The organism is Peredibacter sp. HCB2-198, from assembly GCF_045999315.1.
GTDB lineage: Bacteria > Bdellovibrionota > Bacteriovoracia > Bacteriovoracales > Bacteriovoracaceae > Peredibacter.
In genome coordinates this window covers 1052241-1074331 of sequence record NZ_CP174607.1, presented here as the reverse complement: position 1 = coordinate 1074331, position 22091 = coordinate 1052241, and the positions used below count along the sequence as shown (strand labels likewise).

General features: G+C 42.7%; 15 protein-coding genes and 2 tRNA genes. 2 read left to right on the top strand and 15 right to left on the bottom strand.

Annotated features, from left to right (window positions below; translation table 11 throughout):
- Window positions 1-11: 11 nt before the first annotated feature.
- The 15 genes from ACJVC5_RS05510 to ACJVC5_RS05440 form a co-directional block, all read right to left on the bottom strand.
- The gene (locus ACJVC5_RS05510) at window positions 12-701 is read right to left on the bottom strand and encodes a penicillin-insensitive murein endopeptidase (protein ID WP_408098368.1); all 690 of its coding nucleotides are present in this window, start codon (window positions 699-701) and stop codon (window positions 12-14) included.
- 130 nt (window positions 702-831) lie between these two features.
- Complete coding sequence (locus tag ACJVC5_RS05505; RefSeq protein WP_408098367.1) at window positions 832-1893, bottom strand: prepilin-type N-terminal cleavage/methylation domain-containing protein; 1062 nt, start codon at window positions 1891-1893, stop codon at window positions 832-834.
- Window positions 1890-2375 carry a PulJ/GspJ family protein gene (locus ACJVC5_RS05500; RefSeq protein WP_408098366.1) on the bottom strand — a complete coding sequence of 162 codons (486 nt, stop codon included), beginning with the start codon at window positions 2373-2375 and terminating at the stop codon, window positions 1890-1892. The genes ACJVC5_RS05505 and ACJVC5_RS05500 overlap by 4 nt, the downstream gene beginning before the upstream one ends.
- Window positions 2372-4945 carry a hypothetical protein gene (locus tag ACJVC5_RS05495; protein WP_408098365.1) on the bottom strand — a complete coding sequence of 858 codons (2574 nt, stop codon included), beginning with the start codon at window positions 4943-4945 and terminating at the stop codon, window positions 2372-2374. The genes ACJVC5_RS05500 and ACJVC5_RS05495 overlap by 4 nt, the downstream gene beginning before the upstream one ends.
- A 111-nt stretch (window positions 4946-5056) precedes the next feature.
- A tRNA-Ser gene (locus ACJVC5_RS05490) sits at window positions 5057-5146 on the bottom strand.
- Window positions 5147-5191: 45 nt separating this feature from the next.
- Window positions 5192-5281, bottom strand: a tRNA-Ser gene (locus ACJVC5_RS05485).
- A 47-nt stretch (window positions 5282-5328) separates the two neighbouring features.
- Entirely contained in the window at window positions 5329-6603 is a 1275-nt protein-coding gene (gene serS / locus ACJVC5_RS05480; RefSeq protein WP_408098364.1) for a serine--tRNA ligase, read from the bottom strand.
- Window positions 6604-6610: 7 nt separating this feature from the next.
- On the bottom strand, window positions 6611-9844 hold the full coding sequence (locus ACJVC5_RS05475) for a tetratricopeptide repeat protein (protein ID WP_408098363.1): 3234 nt from the start codon (window positions 9842-9844) through the stop codon (window positions 6611-6613).
- Between the two features lie 73 nt (window positions 9845-9917).
- Entirely contained in the window at window positions 9918-11384 is a 1467-nt protein-coding gene (locus ACJVC5_RS05470) for an NADH-quinone oxidoreductase subunit N (protein ID WP_408098362.1), read from the bottom strand.
- Window positions 11385-11398: 14 nt separating this feature from the next.
- On the bottom strand, window positions 11399-12916 hold the full coding sequence (locus ACJVC5_RS05465) for a complex I subunit 4 family protein (RefSeq protein WP_408098361.1): 1518 nt from the start codon (window positions 12914-12916) through the stop codon (window positions 11399-11401).
- 28 nt (window positions 12917-12944) lie between these two features.
- The gene (nuoL, locus tag ACJVC5_RS05460) at window positions 12945-15143 is read right to left on the bottom strand and encodes an NADH-quinone oxidoreductase subunit L (protein WP_408098360.1); all 2199 of its coding nucleotides are present in this window, start codon (window positions 15141-15143) and stop codon (window positions 12945-12947) included.
- Window positions 15144-15152: 9 nt separating this feature from the next.
- Complete coding sequence (nuoK, locus tag ACJVC5_RS05455) at window positions 15153-15458, bottom strand: NADH-quinone oxidoreductase subunit NuoK (RefSeq protein WP_408098359.1); 306 nt, start codon at window positions 15456-15458, stop codon at window positions 15153-15155.
- 11 nt (window positions 15459-15469) lie between these two features.
- The gene (locus tag ACJVC5_RS05450) at window positions 15470-16003 is read right to left on the bottom strand and encodes an NADH-quinone oxidoreductase subunit J family protein (protein ID WP_408098358.1); all 534 of its coding nucleotides are present in this window, start codon (window positions 16001-16003) and stop codon (window positions 15470-15472) included.
- 13 nt (window positions 16004-16016) lie between these two features.
- Window positions 16017-17141 (bottom strand): NADH-quinone oxidoreductase subunit NuoH, encoded by a 1125-nt coding sequence (nuoH, locus tag ACJVC5_RS05445; RefSeq protein ID WP_408098357.1) that lies wholly within the window; start codon window positions 17139-17141, stop codon window positions 16017-16019.
- Window positions 17142-17152: 11 nt separating this feature from the next.
- A complete protein-coding gene (locus ACJVC5_RS05440) occupies window positions 17153-17569 on the bottom strand; it encodes an NADH-quinone oxidoreductase subunit A (RefSeq protein WP_408098356.1) in 417 nt (138 codons plus the stop codon).
- A gap of 159 nt (window positions 17570-17728) precedes the next feature.
- Here ACJVC5_RS05440 and mfd point away from each other — a divergent pair, with 159 nt between their 5' ends.
- Entirely contained in the window at window positions 17729-21202 is a 3474-nt protein-coding gene (gene mfd / locus ACJVC5_RS05435) for a transcription-repair coupling factor (protein ID WP_408098355.1), read from the top strand.
- Window positions 21203-21243: 41 nt separating this feature from the next.
- On the top strand, window positions 21244-22062 hold the full coding sequence (locus ACJVC5_RS05430) for a peptidylprolyl isomerase (protein WP_408098354.1): 819 nt from the start codon (window positions 21244-21246) through the stop codon (window positions 22060-22062).
- Window positions 22063-22091 lie beyond the last annotated feature (29 nt).

Genomic DNA, 22091 nt, shown 5'->3' with positions numbered 1-22091 from the left:
AGTAAAGTCAGTTATAAGAGTTCACAACCACTGCCAGGAGCTGTCTCCTCTTGGGCGACACATTTTCTGGCCGTGTCCGGACAGCGAATTCGAATATGCATGTGGTGCTTGTGATTGGCAAAAGGACGAAGGCTTCTCAGAACTTCCACATGCTCATCATGTTCACCGATGCTAATTGCATGATGACAGACTTCACGTTTTACAACTTCGTCTACGAAGATTCGTTGGACCTTTCCATAGCGATGAAGGGCCTTCATGAGTTCCCAATTTCTCTCCAGGTCAAAATTCTCAGAGATTTTTCCGTTAATCACCATGTCTTCGTTAAAGCCGTCAAAAATGTTTGGAAGTTGTTCCATGCCATTCATACGAAAATAGGCAATATCAACATCAAGACCATTCTGATGAGAGCTATGACGAGAAATTCGACCACCTTTCATCTTCGCGATATCACCTAACTGCATACGATCACGCATAGGATAACGAAGACTCATTTCAAGAGCGGTTCTTTTAATTAAATTAAGAATCTCAAGGCTTCCAAACCCTCGATTGCGATGACGGAATAAACGCATAAAGCCTTCACCTTCAAGTGGAAGCTGTTGAGCAAATAGAATTGAGCCCTTATTGTAAGATCCCTGAGGAGAAGGGAGTCTTTGAGCAAAAGCAGCGGAAACAAAAAAGAAACAAATTAAAATTTTAAGCATGACCATCCTCTGCGACTGAATTCGCAGGATATCCTTTGAGATTTTTGACAGTCAAGAATTCCTTGTTCTCAACTAAGGAACTAAAAATTTATCAATAGCTTAGAAGACTTTCCCGGTGCCGCGTCAAGGCCTATCTACAGCTACTGGGCCGCTTCGAATTGTAATTTGAAACAAAGATGTTCTGAGCATAGCTCATGACTTTTTGTCCGCGGCTAAGATCCATAGACAGTAATAATTGATCAATACAACGTCTGGTTAAGATTGGAGTTGGTCCTTCAATCGCAGGAAAAGTTGAAACACCTAATGGACTTGCTTCCATATTACTGGAAGAAAGGTAATTAACTCTAAAACTCGCAATTGTGGATTTTTCGGCCTTTACATTCAGAAGGACCCTGGTCGTACCAGATAACTCGTCAATCGAAAGAAGCTGGGTCTTATCTTGAGAAACACATAGAAGTTTTGTTGCCACTGCTACGACATACGAACCAGTAATAAATTGGTGGGCGAGAGGCGCCTGCGAAGTCGGGGAGTAGAACGTTCCGGGTTTTCTAACTGTGAGTTTATAGTATTTAAAACGAGTTGGACTCTTATCAACATTATCATAAGGATCAGTAAAAGTTTCTACATACTCCGCATTGGTCACTAAAAGTCTTGAAGAAGTAAAACCATCTCCATCCAGAATGACGATTTCTTTTATCTGAGTTTCATTCCCATTAATTAGTTCATTAAAAATTTGGTTATTAACAGTTTCCGAGCGATCTAGAAAAACGGGCTCGAGAGGAGAGGTATTTTCTTTCCAAAACTTCATGAGCTTGGCAGGTCGTAATTGATTGATGGTTGTGTAACGGATGATTGAATAACCCTTTCTTCCAACGACATCTTCAAAAGCACATGCTGGGTACTTCGCCGCGTCCGCCGCTGCCAGGCCATAGATTCCTAGATAGGCCTTATCAGTTCCTTTAAAAGACTCAACTTCGGTCCCTTGATCGGTCAAACGAGAAAGGTTGGCAAGGTCGATGGAAATATTATGAAACGCCTGATTCACATCGGTTGTGACCAACATCTTTCCTTCAAAGTCTGAATACTGCTTTCGGCCCTTTAAAATAAACTCATTCACAATAAGGGCCACTGCCGCCATCAGACCAGCAGCAATCATCGTTTCAACAAGAGTAAAGCCTTTATTGTTTTTCATCTTTTGAAAATAATGAGTTTTCTAAAAACTCTTCTTCCTGCAACTACCGATTCACCAATGATATCGAGTTTATAAAGTTTTTGTCCGAGCTTAGGCAGCTTCATCACATCTGCATTTGAAAATTCCGCTTCCGAGTCACTTACGCTTAGATACTTTATGCAAACGGCAACATTACCGGCCCGCACATTAAGGTTGTCACAACTGCCAACGGTCGTTTCTTGTAAAAGCTCTCCATTGGATTGATATTCTCTCAGTAAAATTGATCCATAAGAAGGAAACGTCTCACTTTTGGCAGATTTTAATCGCGAGACATTTTTCATCACCATATCTTCAACGAAGTCACCCTGCTTTTGTTGAGTTGCAGATTGGTTCATATTCTGTGACTGTGACATAAATGCATAGGCCACAATACCAATAAGGCCCATGGCCACCATCGCTTCAACTAAGTTCACACCTGTTTGATTCAAAAACTTCTTCATCATTTTCTCATCTTAATCATTGGTAGTGGGAGGGACATAATTGAACCAATGGAATTAAATTCTTCAGTCGGTGAAAGATGCATAAAAGTAAATATCGCTAGATTTAAAGGAACATGCATTGGATGATTCCGATCAGTGGTCCCGCGCGTGACTGGATCAACCGTACAAGGCATTGGACTATTGGCACTACCGACCTGATTATACCAGTCCCCACTGTCCCAAACGTAGGAGCGCTTCGATAGATCAATTACATTCTGATAGTAGATGTCCTGACGATTGTATTTGGGAACATTCAGATTTCTTTTTCCAGCAGGAACATCGTTAGAGAAATACACTCCTAAGCGTGTGCCTTCAAAATTAATGACGGATCCGTACACGTCGACCGTTGATTGAAGTTGAAAAACATAGGGCCGATAAAAGTATGGAATTTTTATTCCTGCAGTCTTGTCATAAAAACGACTCGAAAGCGGTGGAACTGTTCTTCCCAGGGCCGCGTGTCCAGGAGGTAATGTTTGTTCTCTTCCCGAGACTTTTACATATGCAGGATCATATCTCTGTCCAGAAATTGGTTCACTTTCTGAAGGACTCATCATACAGCCATTTCTAAGCACCTGAATGGCAGAAGAATCCACCACACTCCAAAGCCCTCGGAAATCAAATCCCTCGTTGTAGCTAAAATAAGTCGTGTTATCAATCAGTGAAGTGTTCTTAATATTAACGATACGGACACCATACTTGAAACCGTCTTCTTCCTGGTGTTTCCAATCTGTAGTCGCACTATAATTGGGTCTAATCTTTCCACCATAAACAGGGAAGTCCTGAGCAAGTTCACTCGGAGTTAAGGGAACATGAAACGGAGAATGAATCATGGTCTTTTCTGGGCTGATGAAAACGAGCTTAAGTGAAGTCAGCGCACCTGAACTTGAGCCATTAAAATACAGCTGACGAAATTCATTTGGGCGCACATCAATAGGACTGGTTGTGTCTGGCTGATGAGGACGAAGAATGTTCACGTCTTCATTCACCACCCAGAGCGGAAGATTTCTTCTGACATCATTACTCATGGTGGTAGCGAGACCTGCCGCCTGATTTTGCACGATCTCTAATGGCACTTCGGAATAAATGACTCGTCTTAAACTTTTTGGAGCTGTTCCAGAATAGGCCCCTGCTGAAAAATTCGCGAGTTTACCTTGAATGCTTTCACTGTCCAAACGATATATGCGATTGCAGGCAGATGACGTACCCGAGACGTATCTCGAAACAAAATTCGCATCGCTTAGATCACAGTCGTCATAACTACTAGACGCCGCTCCGGAAGTGGCACTGACATAAATACCACAAGATTTGGCGTCGTCCTTAAGGGCCTCCATGTTGTCCCAAGTGATGGTTTGAGTTTGAAGTTCTTCAAAATCATCCGTGAAAAGAATGCCTTTTAAATCTGAGTTTAAACGCCAGGCCTCAAAGCCTTTTGGAAAAAGATTACTGGCGGAACAATATCTTGTGTCCGCGCCTCGATCTAAGGTGTAGCAGCTAAAATTCATACGGGCGCCGTAAGTCGAAACTCCGTTAGGGCCATATGAGTAATAAAAAATGAGCCAACGGTTCGGGTCTCCAAAATAGGTCCCATTATCAGGGGCATTAGTCGCGTTTAGAGGGAGCGACCCCGTTGTAAAAGCGATAGGATAAAAATGTTTGCGAATGAGACTTAAACTTACTGGAGTTCCAGAGCGCATACTGGCGTTTACTTGATTGGCCAGAGCATAATCGCCCGTCATAAACGAGCCGCCACCACCCCATTGCCATATATATTGAGGACCTGAGGTATCTCCAAAAACGTCCATAGTGATGTCTTTGAAGTCAGCATAAAATTTTGGAAAGTCGCTCTGAGAAGGCTGAGGAGCGTAAATGGTGTCATACATCAGCCCCCCTTTAAAGATCATCCGCTCGGCCTGCAGAATGATATTAATCTCGCCTGGATTTCGAATTGGGTATGTATTGTTTTTGTCCCAATCTTGTACGCCGGCTCGGTCCGTAATCGACTGAAACGCAACGACCCCTTCAAAATAAACCTTACGATCACGAGCAATCATACTCGCAGGTAAAGTTGCACTATACTGAGGGGCCGCAATGGTGGTTTTTTTAGCGGCCTTACTTAAAACCAGATAATCAGTTACGTCGTAAATTTTAAGGTTCTTTAAATACTTCGATTCATAGTTTTTAAACTTACCTGTTGAAACCATCTCGAGAGTTTTTGAATCAATGATGTACTTAGCGTTCACTTCATAGGTGGCGCCATTATCAAGAGTTCCGGTGACCGAGAACTCTTCATCAACCATGCAGTTATCATCAGGAGGCGGGGACCATAAACGTCTCGCCATCGCCGATTCCATAATCACAAATGCTGATTGTGCGGTCTCATCCGCAATCGTTCTTTGCCATAAGGCAGATGTCTGTTCAGACATCTGCTTATTCACTTTCATCACATAAAGGGAAATAGAAGCGAGAATACCGAGAGCGGCAAAGACAAAGATGAGTGAGCTACCTACTTGGTTCCTAACAACTGAATTTTTCATTATTCCTATTATTCTAACAGCAATAAAAAAAATTAAAAGAAACCGGATACGCTCCAATAGGCGATCAAAACATTTTGTATCAAAAGAATATAGTTTGGATTTTTGGAAAAGTGGCGGAGACGATGAGATTTGAACTCATGGAAGGAATTACCCTTCGCACCCTTAGCAAGGGTGTGGTTTAAGCCACTCACCCACGTCTCCGCTAATTGGCTTAATAACAAGATTCAAAATTTAAAAGATTCAAGATGGCGGAGGACTAGGGATTCGAACCCCAGGTAGGCGTTAACCCACGACAGTTTTCAAAACTGTTGCCTTAAACCACTCGGCCAGTCCTCCGTCTTGAGTCATCTAATATAAAGGCTTGGAAAAAAAAAGGCAATTATCTATTTGCGAATTTCTTTCAATCCACCCATATAAGGCACTAAAGCTTCCGGAATTAGCACTGAGCCATCTTTCTGCTGGTAGTTTTCAAGGATTGCCACCACCGTACGGCCTACAGCAAGACCAGAACCGTTTAAAGTGTGGGCGAATTCGATCTTCCCTTCCTTGTTACGGAAGCGAATGCTGGCACGTCTGGCCTGGAAATCACCGCAATTAGAGATCGAAGAGATCTCACGGTACTTATTCTGGCTTGGAACCCATACTTCAAGATCAAATGTTTTCTGCGACGCAAAACCCATGTCCCCAGTACAAAGGGCAAGTTGACGGTATGGGAGTCCCAATTTCTCTAAAATCTCAGTCGCACTTGCCACCATCTTCTGATGAATTTCCTCAGACTGGGCAGGTGAACAGATTGAGACCATCTCAACCTTATTGAATTGGTGCATGCGGATCAGACCCTTAACGTCCTTACCATGAGAACCAGCTTCAGAGCGGAAGCACGGAGAATAAGCGGCATATAAGAACGGGAATTCATTCTCTTCAATGATCATCTCACGTTTAATATTCGTTAGTGTCACTTCAGAAGTTGGAATCAAATACCAAGGCTGCTCAGAGTTTAATTTGAACAACTGATCTTCGAACTTAGGAAGGTTACCTGTACCAACAAGTGAGCGCTCATGAGCGATGAACGGAGTCATCATCTCTGTAAAACCTTTCGAACCTTGGTGATCCAACATGAAATTAATAAGCGCGCGCTCAAGACGAGCGGCCGCACCTTTATAAATGACGAAACGTGCACCAGTGATTTTGCCGGCTGTTTCGAAATCTAAAATTCCAAGTTGTTCGCCAAGTACTGCGTGATCGACTGGAGTAAAGTCAAATGTACGCGGAGTTCCCCAACGTTTTACTTCAACGTTGTCTTCTTCATCTTTACCAACAGGTACTGATGCATCTGGAAGGTTAGGGATGTTTAAAAGAAGGGCATTTTGTTTTGCCTGAACTTCATCAAGTTCTTTTGCTTCTTTTTCCATATCGGCCTTAAGAGCAGCAACTTGTGCCATTGGTGCGGCAGCATCTTGCTTGTTCTTTTTAAGTTCGCCAATTTCACGCGATAGTTTATTGATCTCTGCTTTCTTTGTTTCAGAAGCAGTTGTTAGAGTCTTTCTTTGCTTGTTAAGGGACACGATCTGATCCAACACAGATGTATCAAAGTTTCTATTAGCAAGACTCTTCTTAACGTTGTCAAAATCACTTTCAATTTTCTTAATGTCTAACATGGATCACCTATTGCATGAGTTGGATATAAGCTTCGATTTGGGGCTTCTCGCGGGCCTCTGGCTCCATATCAAGATACAATTTATAGGATTCAATGGCCAGAGTCCCTTGTCCTAACAGTCGGTAGACGTCGCCGATCTTTTTATGAATGATGGGCTCATCAGTTTTCTGTTTCATTGCACGTTTATATAAGTCCAGAGCAAGTTCAAAGTTATTTCGCTTAGTGCTGAGATCCGCGAGACCAACCAGTGCTTCATAAGAGCGAGGATTAAGTTTTTGGGCCCGCTTATATAAGTTTTCTGATTCGATGAATTCGCCTTTTTCCGCCTGAATTTCGGCCATGAACACAAGGCTCAAATCATTCTCACCATTGTCTTTAATGTCTTTTTTGATCTCTTCCATCGCACCATCATAGTCCTTACTCAGGAACTTAATTTTAGCAATGTAGTAGAGGACCTTTGGATAAGAGTTCAGCTTCTCTTGAACGCGTTTAAACCACTTGGCCGCATCAACCAGTTTACCCTCTTCATATAGCACTCGACCGGCCGTCATCATTGCGTCCAGGTCCCCCGGTTCAATGGCAAGAAGTTGTTCAACCAGTCCCGGAACTTCCATGTAACGCTCATCCATCAAAGCGGCCTTAATCATGAATTCATAAAGGGCCTTGTCTTTATAAGGAAGTGCTTCAATTTTCTTTTTGTAGTCTTGGAAATCTTTCACCTTACCAACTCGGTAATAGAAGATGGCTATTTCAGAAAGAATCTTGGCGTTCTCTCCAAACTCGTCCAACAAGCTTAGAAGATAACCAATCGCCGCTTGATCATCCTGCGTTTCATAAATGAGCTTCGCATACGCAATCCGATAATCAGGATTAATCGGATCAAGTTCGATACAGTTATTTAAAAGCAATCTGGCATTATCAAAATTCGCGCGCTTAAGGAGAATTTCGGCCAGAGAGAAAATGTCTGCATCGTTTAGTGGATTGTGGCCCACTGAAGTCTTTAACCAAGACATGGCCTGAAGTGAGTCACCCATTTTCATAAACAGGCGTGCGTTCAAAGAAGCAAATTCCCAGCTCTCTTTTAGCGGAGTGCTGGCAAGAATGGTCATACGATTTCTGGCATCATTAAATTTATAAGTGTTGGTGTAGGCCTCAACCAGGGCAATGTTGATGGCCCTATCTTCAGGATACTTTTGGGCCAACGCCTCGATGGTTCTTAGACCTTCGCGAGCTAGACCTAATTTTAATTGCATCTTCGACAGAAATAATTCGGCCGGGATATATCCAGGGTAAGCGTCCGCAGCTCGGGCAGCAGTACTCATGGCAAGTTCATAGTTTCTTTTATCGTAAAAATCACGGGCCTGAATTAAAAGTTTAACCGCCTTACTTTGATTAATGAGTTTGTCGGTGTCTGCGGGAGTTCCATCATTGGTAGAGAGGTCCGCCAGTTTCACACGTAGTTCGTCTGAATCTTTCACCTGTAAAGATTTGGTGAGGAAGAAAGTGGCCTGTTTTACGTTCCCTTGGGCCGCCACTAATAATCCAGTTAGTTCCAAAAACTTCGCGCGGTTGATGTCGTTATAATCAAGTGACTTTTCTTCGGCGGTCTTTAAAAGAGGAACCACTTCTTTATAGCGCTTTTCTTTTATAAGAAGTTCAGACTTTAAAAGATAGAACGTAATAATTTGCGGAAACTTTTTAAGCGCCTCGTCCGCATACTCAAGTGCCAGCGCAGATTCTTGATTAAGAAGCATGTACTGAATAAGTGCTTCGTAGGCGTAGCGATTTTTATCTGGCGCCTTCATGAGGGCCTGATAGAACTGGCGAGATAATTCAATTTTACCAAGTTTCATTAAGCTCAGGAGGTGGACCGCAAAAAGATCCTGAGTCACATTTTTTGGTTTGAGTTTTAAATACTTCTGAACCACATCGACTGCTGCCCCCGGCTTATCAATCGTCATGTAGAACAAATTTAAACCAATCACACCATTAGGGTCCTGAACCAAAAATGGTCTCTTACTTTGAATAAGTTTAAACAGGGTCTGAGCGTCGAACTGTTTATTTTTAGAGTGCTTTAGCTCCTCAGCATAAGTTCTCACTAAGAAATTGAGGGCCTGTGTGTTCTCAAGATTGTTCTCATAACTTGATTTAAAATTCACGCCCGCTTGAATGAGATTTGGATAAGTACCCTTATTGAAAAGCTCGAGTCCCTTATTAAATTCAACCGTCGATCGTTTTGGATCCGCCTTATCAAAAGGAATAGGAAACTCAATCGAGGGGGCCAGATGTTGAAACGGTGGCTTTTTCGGTTTTTCATCACCAGGAAATAAAAGAGCATAGGCAAGGGCAAGACCCGCCACTAGCATGATGATTTTTTTTCTTTTCTTCTTCTTGGCCTCTTCCGCATCATCCTGAGATTTTTCTTCTTCCTCTTCTTCACCCGCTTGTTCTTTCTTTTTCTTCAGAACGACTTTGCGTTCTTTTTCAATGTGGGCCTCATTCACTTCAGCATCCACCAAAAGATCACTCTTCACCAGATCTAGCGTGATCATCTGAGTTGAGTCATCTTTCGCTCTCTCGGCCTCTTCCTGTCTTTGAATAGCAAGAGCGAGTTGGCGCGCATCCTCTTCGGCCTTTAGACGGGCCGCCTCTTCAGCTTCTGCCTTCGCCCGCGCTTCTTCGGCCGCCTGCTGGCGTTTCATTTTCTGAATTTCGGCCTGGGCAATTGGGTTGATGAGTGTTTTATTTCGCTCACTATCTTCCTCATCACCTTCTGTCCCAAGATTGATCTCTTGTGAGGCAGTTACCGAAGTTCTAGTAGGTTCCTTCGGCTCTTCCGGTTCTGGCCCCGGTGTAGGAGCAGGCGTTGGTTCGAGCTGAGAGAGCTGAACTTTCTGCTCTTCATTAGACATCCGAATGGTTTCAGTGAGTGCTTCCACTGCGACAATCGTGCCGTGATCGTATTTCTCTAACTCTTTTTCATTTTTTTGATTTCGAAGTTGGGTGAGATCGATGACAAAAGTTTTTTCATCTGTGCTTTCAGTTTGCATCACAGTTTTATTTTCATCCATCAACTCTGGATAAAAATCAAAAGAAGAAATAGGACCCCAATTTCCTGTTGGAAAAATTTGGGCCTCTTCATTTCCTCGAATATGTCCCTTGGCCTTTAAGTCAAAAAGCTGCGCTTTAACAAAAGGACCAATCACCCGGCCACTCGTAAGCCGGATTCGGTATTTCGTCATAGCATTAATTATAAATGATTTTAAATATTTGGGGGGAAAACAAAAAAGGGAGCCGAAGCTCCCTTATTGGAAATTACTTGATGTAGATCGTAGCGTTTCCAGCGATAGTCATGACCTTTTCCCAAAAAATTCCAAGGAATAGAACCGGGATGAAAAGGAACACAATGACCGCTTGGTTGCTGGCCGTGAAACCAAGCACTCTTTCTTCTCCATCGGCCTGACCAAAGATCACTGTCTTGGCGAGTTTCAGGTAGTAGTAAAGAGCAATAACTGAGTTAATCGCTGCAACAATCGCAATACCGTAATATTTCTTTTCGATAATGATGTTGAAGATATTGAACTTGGCCACGAAGCCACTAAATGGAGGCAGACCAGCCAGTGAAAACAATACGCCAACCATGATCACGGCCATAAGCGGATGCTTATAGATAAGACCACGGAACACATCATAACCATCTGAACCATACATATCTGAAAGGTGAGATGTGATGTAGAAAGCAATCAAAGTCATGAATAGGTAAGTGATACCGTAGAAAAGAATGGCACGAATACCAACATCGTTAAGAACCACTACACCCAGGATCATCATCCCAACGTGACCGATTGAAGAGAAGGCCAATAGACGCTTCACTGAGTTCTGGCCGATTGCTGTTACGTTACCAACTGTCATCGTTAGAGCGGCAACAACCATCATGAGTCCGACCCAAGAAACTGAAAGAACAGTTCCATCAGCGAAGAACACATAAGAAACGCGAATCAGGGCCGCAAGTCCTGCCATCTTCGGAACGATGGCAAAGAATGAAGTCACTGGAATCGGAGAGCCTTGATATACATCCGGAGTCCACATGTGGAACGGGAAAACTGAAATTTTGTAACCGATACCTACAAAGAAAAGAACCGATGCCATCATAACTGTGACAAGTTGAATTCCTTGAAGATCAGCGACCTTAGACGACATTTCCAGGAACTGGATTGAACCAAGGGCACCGTACATGTGAGAAATACCGAAAAGAGCAACACCCGCTGAAAGACCGCCATAAAGCGCGTACTTCATACCAGCTTCAGCTGAAGTAGAATCTTCACGTTTAAGAGAACTCATCACATAAGAAAGGATCGAAAGTGTTTCGATCGCTAAGTATAGAGTCAGCATGTTATTGGCAGAAGCGAGAAGCATACCGCCGATAAGAACACCAACCGCCATGACCGAGAATTCAGACTTAAGGTTAGAGTAAATATCTTTAGAAGAATGGCTGATGAAAACTGCACCCATTGTTCCGATAACCATGATGATCTTTACCAGTGTTGAGAAAGGATCAATCGTTACAGCGTTATGGAAAATATGAACTGGTTTTTCGCCAAGGTTTCCAAAAAGACAGATAAGAATAATTGTTAAAACTGCCTGCGTGAAAAAATGAATCTTTGCTCTTGGAGCATGCTCATCTTTTACTGCAGACTCAGCCACAAGCAGAGACATCATTAGCAGAACGCTAATGACCTCTGGAACGTAATGGCCTAAAAAACCAAGTAATTGGTCAATCACAAGAAACCTCTCTCTTAGTACTTACTTAACAGGTCAACAAGTTGTCCTACAGACACTTTCATTACGTTAAGTAGTGGGCTTGGGAAGATACCAAACACAACCACACAAATACAAAGTGGGATCATGTAGAAAACTTCGCGAGCATTCATATCGTCGAAATCGTGGTTATCAGGGTTCGGCTCACCGAAGAACATACGCTTAAACATCCAAAGAAGGTAAGCAGCACCGATAAGAAGACCGATAACAGCGATTACTGTGATAGTTGTAAATCTTGGGTAGATACCTAAGAAGATAAGTGCTTCAGAGATGAATCCAGAAAGACCTGGAAGACCCATAGAAGCGAACATACCGATGATGAATACAGTTGTGTACTTAGGAAGCTGAGAAGCTAGACCGCCGTAACCTTTAGAACCATCTGGCTTCACGATCCAACGGTGGTGTGAACGCTCATAAATGATACCGATAAGTAAGAACATCATCGCTGTAGAAGTACCGTGGTTGAACATCTGAAGAACAGCGCCGTTCATACCTTGAGAAGTCATAGCAGCTAGACCAAGCATTACGAAACCCATGTGCGATACTGAAGAGTAAGCAACAAGTTTCTTAACGTCGTCCTGGGCCATCGCACAGAACGCACCGTAGATTACAGAGATTAGACCCAGAACCGCGATGATCGTTGAAGAATCAACTGCAGCTTGAGGGAAGATTGGGAACGCAATTCTTAGGAAACCGTAAGTACCCATCTTAAGTAGAACACCGGCCAGAATTACTGAAACCGCAGTTGGAGCTTGTACGTGAGCGTGAGGTAACCAAGTGTGGAACGGGAACACTGGAACTTTGATCGCGAAACCAAGGAACAAGAACCAGAAGAACACATGCTCGAAAGAAAGAGTGTAGCCAAAAAGTGTGATCGTTTCTTTAACGAACTTACCACCTTGAAGGGCCAGGATGCTGAATGAATCAGGACCTTTTCCAGTCGCGTAGTAAAGTGCAACCATACCGATAAGCATGAATACACCACCGAAGAACGTATAAAGGAAGAACTTGATCGCAGCGTACTCTCTGTTCTCACCACCCCAAATACCGATGAGGAAGAACATAGGAATAAGCATAACTTCCCAGTAAACGTAGAACAGGAAGAAGTCTAGGGCGAAGAACACACCGAATACTGTTGATTGAAGCATCAGTAATAGTGCGAAGTAGGCCTTAACGTTCTTCTCAACAGTCCACGATGAAAGTGTACAGATGAAGAAGAGTAGAGCGTTTAGGAACGTCATGAGCATGGTGATACCATCAATGCCCAGGTGGTAATTGATATGGAATTGTGTGATCCAAGGGATCTTTGTCACAAATTGCATATCCGCAGTTGATGTATCGAATTTAAGATACAACAGAACTGTTAATAGTAGTGTCACAGACGTAGTCACTAAAGTGATCATTCTGATAACGTTTTCTTTTGCTTTTGGAGCAAGAAGAACAGCCACCGCGCCGATGATTGGTAACCATAAAACCCAATTCAAAATTCCGTTCACAACGAACCTCTCTCTATAAAAAAACTAACTAAACTTTTAATGTCCAAATATAAGAAGCAAGAACCATTACCAACATAATGAAGTAAAACTGGATCTTACCTGACTGCACGATACGAAGAACAAGGTTGAAAAGATTAACTGCCACACCTGTTCCATCTACACCGATTGCATCAACAACCACGTTATCAAACCATTTAGATGCACGGTAAAGCTGTCTGTTTACCCATGCCCAACCATCAACCGCAAAACGGTCATAGATTCCCATGTCAAACCATGCAAGACCACGGTTAAAGGCCAGAAGGCCTTTCTTGATAAGTACGTCGATATAGAAGTTGTCGAAGTAGTACTTGTTTTGAAGGGTAGTTGTAAACCCTGGGAACTTCGCAGCAAGTGGCTTAATCGATTTCTTGATGTACATAAGGAACGCAATCAATACACCAGTGAAAGCAATGATGATTGAAAGGATCGCACCAATTACGTGAGCTGAGTGAAGCTTATGCTCATCCGGATTTGGACCGGCATAACCAGTCTGATGGTGATAATGAGCGTGCTCAAGGTGAGCTTCCGGCTTAGAATCAACTGAAGACCAAGGCTGACGTGGGCTATTTACGAATTTTTCAACTTTCGGAGCTTCAACCAGGATCTTGAACCATTCATTTTTCTTACCAAATACAGCGATTCCGTCCTGACCTGTTAGGTTACCGGCGAACCAGAAACCAAGGGTGAAAACAGCAAGGATAAGAAGAGGAACGTTCTGACGAGCATCAAGGTGCTCGTGGTGAATATCGTGTCCGTGAGCATGGTCAGCGTGACCATGGCCATGGCCGTGCTCATCGTGGTGTTGCTTGTTCTCGCCGTAGAAAGTTAAGAACATCATACGGAACATATAGAACGCTGTTAGACCCGCACCCGCGAAACCAAGAATTGGTACAATCGCAAGAAGTGGGTTTTGACCAGACATGAAACCATAGAATAGAGCATCTCCAAGAATACGGTCTTTTGAAACGAATCCTGAGAAGAACGGGATACCCGCGATTGCAAGCGTACAACACATCATCGCAAAGTGCGTGTATGGAAGGTACTTACGAAGGCCCCCAAGTCTTGGCATTTCTTGTTCGTGAACTGAGTGGATCACAGAACCAGCAGAAAGGAAGAGACATGCTTTGAAAACCGCGTGAGTGATAACGTGCATGAAAGCGGCGTTATACGAACCAACACCAACACCAATCATCATGTAACCAAGCTGAGAAAGTGTTGAGTAAGCTAGTACTGCTTTAATATCAGTTTGAACCATCGCGATCGTTGCAGCACCGAAAGCAGTAATGGCACCAATCACGGCGATAAACCAAGTGATGTCACCAAGAACCATAAGCGGGTACATACGAAGAGAAATCCAAACACCAGCAGTAACCATGGTAGCAGCGTGGATCAGGGCAGAACCGGGAGTTGGACCCATCATCGCGTCTGGTAGCCAAACGTGAAGTGGGAACTGAGCTGATTTACCCATGGCCCCTAGGAAGATACAAAGAGCGGCGAAAGTTGCCAGAGAGATACCGATTACTGATTGACCAGCAAACTTACCTTCAGCAATGGCAGCGTAGATATCAACATAAGTTACTGAACCAAGTGCCATCCAGATTGCAACGATACCTAATAGAAGGAATACATCACCCACACGAGTGGTCATGAATGCTTTAAGTGAAGCGTCTCCGGCCTTATCTTTCTTAACATAGATACCGATTAGAGAGTACGAACAGAAACCCATGATCTCCCAGAAGATAAATAGAGAGAAAAGGTTGTCTGAAAGAACCATCCCAAGCATCGCTGAAGTAAAGAGCGGAAGGAACGTGAAGAAACGACCGTGTTTTTCATCGTGATCCATGTACCAAGTTGAAAACAAGTGGATCAGGAACGCCACACCCGACACCATAAGAAGCATGATCGCTGTCATGTTGTCGATGAAGATACCCATGTCGACTTTCCAGATGTTGGCACCGTAAGAAAGATCGAACCATGTGAACGTTTTATGGATGAAGTAATCAGTAGCAAATTTACCGAAAACGAAGTCACCAAAAATGCGTGCTGAAAAAATGAAAGAGATAAAGATACTTAAAGTTGATAGCCAATCTCCGTGACGTGGGAGCTTTCTTCCAAAGAACGCGTTAATAACAAACGCAAGAACTGGGGCAAGAAAAATTGGGGCAATATTCCAAACTGTGTATTCCATGAGTGACCCTTAGTTTCTTAACTGCGTAGCTTCGTCGATATGGATTGTTTCTTTGATTTGGAAGAAACGGATCACGATAGCGAGACCTACAGCAGCTTCAGCAGCAGCAATAATGATAATGAACAGACTGAAAACGTGCCCATCAAGGTTGTTTGTCACATACTTTGAATAAGCAACGAAGTTCAAAGCGGCCGCATTGAGAACTAATTCAATTCCCAGAAGAATCGCCACGATATTTTTACGTGCGATCATCACAGTCAGACCAACGATGAAAAGGATAAGAGAGATAATTAAATAAGACGCTAAACTCATCATATATTACCCGATTAATGCTTCTTAGGACGAGCGATGATCGCCGCACCAACAAGAGCACCCAATAAAAGAACTGAAGAAAGCTCGAACGCTAAAACATGGTTCTTAGTTAATAAGAGACCAATTTCTCTAACTGTAGACGGGAAACCAGCGTCCATTGCTTTGGCCGGTGCCGAATTTGTCAGACTCATAATGATTTTCACGTTTGTAGCAGCGAAGACCACACCAACCAAGATACCAACTGCATAAGTAAATTTGTTACCCATCGCTGGAGCAAGACCAAGAAGGTTTTGTGCGCGAGAAACGAAGTCCTTACCGCCAGTTAACATTACTGCGAAAAGCATAAGGATAACGACACCACCTACGTAAACCATGATTTGTGTCACAGCCACGAAGTCAGCACCAAGTGTGGCATAAAGACCGGCGATACCTAGAAGAGAACCAAGAAGGAAAATACACGAGTGCATGATGTTCTTAGTAACTGCAACTGCGATCGCGGATCCAACAGTTAATAGAGCAGAAACGATAAATAAAAATTGAGCAAACATTCTCAGTCCTTAATTAATGGTGGCCGCCGCCAAGAACTAGCTGGGCGATCGATTGACCATGGAAAGCAACTAACCAGATGGCACAGCCAACAAGGTTAAAGATTGCGATCGGAGTTAAATATTTCCAACAAACTGACATAAGTTGGTCCACGCGAAGACGCGGAAGGGTCCAACGAATCCAGATAACTACATAATAAAGGAGAAGAGTCTTCGTCATGAACACGACAACTTGAACAAGTTGAAGTGGAAGAATGTCGATTTTAACGTCTACCGGAAGGTTCGGACCGCCAAGGAAAAGGGCAGAAGCAACACCACAAACCACAAATACTTCAATGTACTCAGCAAGGGCGAAGAAACCGAAACGCATACCTGTGTACTCAGTGTGGTAACCAGAAACTAGCTCAGACTCGGCCTCTGGTAAGTCGAACGGAGCACGGTTAGTTTCAGCAAGAGCACCTGTGAAGAACACGAAGAAGGCGATGAAAGCAAACGGGTTATGGAAAATGAACCAGTTTGTTGGAAGACCTTTTTGAGCACCGATGATTGTTCCGAAGCTCATACCACCAGCAAGAAGCGTGATAGCAAGGATAGAAATCGTCACTGGAATTTCGTAAGAGATGATCTGAGAAGCTCCACGCATACCACCAAGCATCGACCACTTTGAGTTAGAAGCATAACCACCTAGGAACACCGACACACCTACAAGAGATGAAATCGCGATGAGGTAGAACACACCAACGTTAAGGTCGGCCATCATGAAGCCAGATGACCAAGGAAGTACTGCTAGAGTTGAAAAAACACCTACGAGAGCAAGCATTGGAGCGAGATAAAAAAGAAACTTATCGGCCGTAAATGGCATGATGTCTTCTTTAGTAAGCATCTTCACACCATCCGCAAGAATCTGAAGAAGACCGTAAGGACCTACACGGTTAGGACCAATACGTTGCTGAAGATCTGCTGAAATTTTTCTTTCAGCGTATGTTCCAAAACCACCGATCGTGGCACAAACCACAACGATGACAAGAGCAACTAGAAGGTAAATTGTGAAAGCGAGAAGACCTTGGTTATTTCCGAAAAGTTTTACCAGGAAATCAAAGAATTCATACTGAGAGAGATAGCTAACGATGGTTTGATTCATGGGCCCCGGCCTTATTTATTATTTTTAACTGAAACTTGGAAAGACTTAACCCAGTCAAGGTCACCTTTCTTCCAACAGTACGCGATACCCATAACAAGAATGGCGATAAAGCTTAGAAGAATGTCTAGAATGTAGAAACCTTCACCTTTCTCAGTGAGTTCTCTGAAGACTGATACAACCGGAAACATGAGTACCGATTCCACATCAAAGATGATAAAGATAAGACCAACTACGTAGAAACGTACGTTGAACATGGACCAAGCTGAACCTACTGGTTCCTCTCCACACTCGTACGGCATGGACTTCTGGTGTGACGGTTTCTTTGGAGCAAGTAATACGGATGCAAAATGTCCGCCTACAAACAAAAGAACCGCGATACCCATAAGGATAACGATAGGCATCAAGCCATCAAACTGAGCTGGTGTCATGGAAATCTCCACTGCAATAAAAGTCGCAAAAAAGTAGTTTTAAGATACAAAAGATGTTGAAAATAGGAAAGATGTTATTTTAAGGGAGACGCTGTAAAGTACCGATTGTCTTTGCGCATCATTAAGAATGAAAACAAACTCTTTTCATCAGGATTTAACGTGACCTTGTTTAGTGCCATCGCAACCAAAATCCAATATTGGTTACAAAACCAGCAAGAGCTTTCGCTGAAGGGTGTGTCACCAAATCAATGGTGTCTTCTTGCGGGGAGTTATTTCTCTTCGCAACTCTTTAATTCCACACACCTGATCGTTTGTTCAGACCAGGATGAAGCGGAAGAAGTTTTTGAATCACTGAAGCATTTAAAGAACGTCCATTTTTATCCAGGGCATAATCATAGTCTCTACAGTTCCATCATGACCTCCGAAAGTGCTTTGCTTGCACGTTGGTCTGTGCTTCAGCGCTTACAAAATAATTCGGTGTCGATTATTGTCACAACCCACGAAGCAAGTGTGTTATTGGGCCCTGATCGCGGCTTTTTCCAAAAAAACTCATTTTCGATAAAAAAAGACGACATCATTTCGCCTTTTGATCTCGCCAAAAAATTAACAGACATGGGTTATTTTCCGGCCTCAACGATTGAAGAGCCTGGAACATTTTCTCGTCGTGGAGAAATTTTTGATATTTATCCTATTTCTCATCCACCAGTACGATTGCAATACTTCGATGACTTAATCGAAGAAATTTTTTCCATTGATCTGGAAACGCAAAAGACCGTGCGTGAAACAACTTATAATGAGCTCGCTTTAGTTCCGGGTGCTGGGTATCTCACCAAAGATCCTTATGCGACCATGCTTCGTTCAAGAATTCCTCAGGCCCAGCCCGCTTTTAAAAATAAATATGAGGCAAGGAAACAGCTGCTCTCACGCGTGAGCGAGAATCAGTTATTTGAAAACTATCCTCTTTATATTCCGCTCTTTTTTGAGAAACCGGAAACGCTGATTGATTTTCTTCCGGCCAATGCCAAGATCACATTTATTAATAATGAAAATGGTCAAAAGAACCTCGAACTATTTTTGGCCGGCCAGGCGGAAGACTTTGAGGACCTTGCGGAAGATGTGGAAAGTTCTTCGGTCATTCCAGCAATTGAAAATTTTTATCTCCCACAATTTCCCAAGACCAATTTAAAAACTCTTTTTGTGGATCAACTGGACATCGCGGTCAATCTAGATACTCCTTTTGATAAAGAGCTTCACTTAAATTTTGAAAAACTAAAGTCCTACCTTCAAACGAAACTACAAATCTCTGGAAGTGTTCCGGACAATAAATACGAATACATCAAAGGCAGTTTGAAGGTCCTTCGAAAGGAACTTAATGTTCACGGCCATTTGGTAGTGAACTATAAATCAGAGAACGCACGCCAAGAACTTCAGTATCTTCTGGAAGAAAATAAACTGACCGAAATTGGCACGCGTCTTCAGTTTGTTTATGGAAAACTCGACGAAGGTTTTTACTATAAAAATGAAAATATTTTCGTTTTATCAGAAGGGGACTTCTTCTCTGTTAAAAAGAAGAAAACCAAGCAAGTTAAAGCGACCAATAAAGATCTTTTCGCTGAACAACTCGCCACTCTGAAAATTAACGACTATGTGATTCACCGTGATCACGGGATCGGGATTTATAAGGGTCTGGAGACCATTCAAACCGGTGATCAGCAAAATGACTACCTCGTTATTCTTTATGAAGATAACGATAAGGTCTATGTTCCGGTCTATAAGCTAAACCTCGTTCAAAAGCACGCAGACTCTTCTTCAGGACTTAAAGTTGCTTCTTTGAAATCGAAGAAGTTTGCCGAGCTTAAAACCAAGGCCCGTGGCTCAGTTAAAAAACTCGCTTTTGATTTATTAAAACTTCAGGCAGAAAGAAAACTTCGCGGTGGTTATCCATACTCACCACCTGATCATTTGTTCAAAGAATTCGAACTCTCATTTGCTTTCGAGGAAACTCCTGACCAAAGTAAAGCGATTCAAGATGTCTTGGATGATATGCAACAGCAGTATCCAATGGATCGTCTGGTGTGTGGCGATGTGGGGTTTGGTAAAACTGAAGTGGCCATGCGTGCGGCAATGAAGGCCGTGCTGGATAAAAAACAAGTGGTGCTTCTGGTTCCAACCACGGTACTGGCGCTTCAACATTATCATTCTTTTAAAAAACGTTTTGAAAACTTCCCGGTGAACGTGGACATGATTTCACGTTTTAAAACTGCCAAACAAAAAAACGAAACCATGGGTCTAGTGGCAGAAGGAAAGGTGGATATCTTAATTGGTACGCACGCCGTTCTTTCTGACAAATTAGAGTTCCATGATTTGGGACTTCTTATCATTGATGAAGAACATCGTTTTGGTGTGGCCCACAAAGAAAAACTAAAAGTTCTAAAAACTGGTGTGGATGTTCTCACCATGACTGCCACTCCAATTCCAAGAACTCTTCAATTATCATTCTTGGGTATTCGTGATCTCTCATTAATTCAAACCGCGCCGCCAAGACGTCAGGCGATTAAGACCTATATTATTAAAGAAGACGATCTCACGTTAAAGTCGGCGATCGAAAAAGAACTCTCGCGTGGTGGACAGATCTATTATGTGCATAATCGTGTTCACGATATTGAAGAGCATGAAATTTATCTCAAAAAACTGGTTCCAAGTGCTCGCATCAGTGTGACTCACGGACAGATGAATGAACGCGAACTAGAAAAACGTATCAATGATTTCTACGATCATAAATCCGATATTCTTCTCGCCACGACCATCATTGAATCCGGTATTGATATTCCAAATGCTAACACCATGATCATTGATCGCGCGGACACTTATGGTCTGGCTCAACTTCACCAATTAAGAGGACGGATTGGACGAAGCGATCGTAAGGCCTACGCTTATTTTATCGTGCCCGAAAATCGGGTCATTTCAGAAACTGCTCAACGTCGCTTACACGCACTTCAAACTTATGCAGAGATGGGTTCAGGTTTTGCTCTCGCATCTTCTGATATGGAGATTCGTGGAGCAGGAGACATTCTTGGTGCGGAACAATCAGGTCACATTGAGGCGATTGGTCTAGAGTTCTACATGGATCTTTTACAAGAAGCGATTCAAGAGATTCGTGGTGAACAAAAAGTATCGGTGAAGAACATTGAAATTCAAGCACCGTTCTCGGCCTACATTCCAAACGGCTATATTCCAGATCATGCTCTTCGCTTGAAATACTATAAACGTCTTTCAAACTGTTCAGACCTTAATCGTCTGGAAGATATCATTACCGAGCTCAATGATGCCTTCGGTATGACCCCGAAAGAACTCGAGGCCCTGTACTCAATCCTCCGATCGAGAATTATTTTCCAGCCTTTGGGTCTGCGCTTAGTGAAGGTTGGTGGTACTCAGATTGCCCTTTTCTTCGATCAGGAAATACTCAACCATAATCATCAGCTACGAGATAAGATGCTGAACTTCTTCATGAATAAACCAAAACTTTACAAGATCAACCCGGACTCATCAGTGAATGCTCTTTTCAAAGAGACAGTGAGTCATAATACACTCTTGGAATTTGCAAAACATATTGCGGCAAATATGGGTGTATGATACCGTTTTTATTAGATTCAATAAAAACCACAGGGATGTGTATGAAGAAACAATTTTCAGTAGCAATTATTGCTCTTATGGTCGCAGGCACAGCAGTAGCGCAAAAAAACGACAATCAAGTTGTTGCGACTGTTAACGGTCAATCAATCACAAAAAAACAATTCGAAGAATATCATCTTCAAAATTTGAAATTCGTTGGTCAGAGAAAAATTACAAAAGAAGTTTCTCTTCAAGACCTAATCAATCGTCAGCTTGGTATTCAAAAGGCCAAGAAGACTGGCACTGATAAAGATCCAGTGGTGGTAGCGAAGCAGGAAGATATTCTTTTCCATGCCCAAACTTCAAAAGATCTTGAAAACGAATTCAAAAAAATCTCTGTTACAGATGAAGATGTGAAGAAGTATTACAATGACAATCAAGAGTACCGTACTGCCCACATCCTTTATCGCTTAAGAGCTGAGCCAACTCCAAAAGAAGTAGAGCAAGCACTTCTTCAAAGTAGCGAGATCTATGCGGCCCTTCAAAAGGACCCTGATTCTTTTGCTAAACTTGCTAACAAATACTCGCAAACTTCTGCAGCACCAGTAGGTGGTGATCTAGGTTTCCAACCTCCAACACGTCTTGCTCCAGAATACTTCGAGGCCATCAAGGGTCAGAAAGTAGGGTTTATTACTAAGCCAGTAAGAACTCAGATGGGGTTCCACGTTATTAAGATTCTTGGCGTTAAGTCTTTTGATCAGATCGACAAGAACCTTTACAAAAAGATCATCTACGACAAGAAAAGAGACGCGCTTATCGAGAATTACTTTAAAAATCTCGCAAAAGGCGCAGATATCAAGACAAATCAGAATCTTTTATAATATCCTTGGTTGGTGATTAAGATGTCATG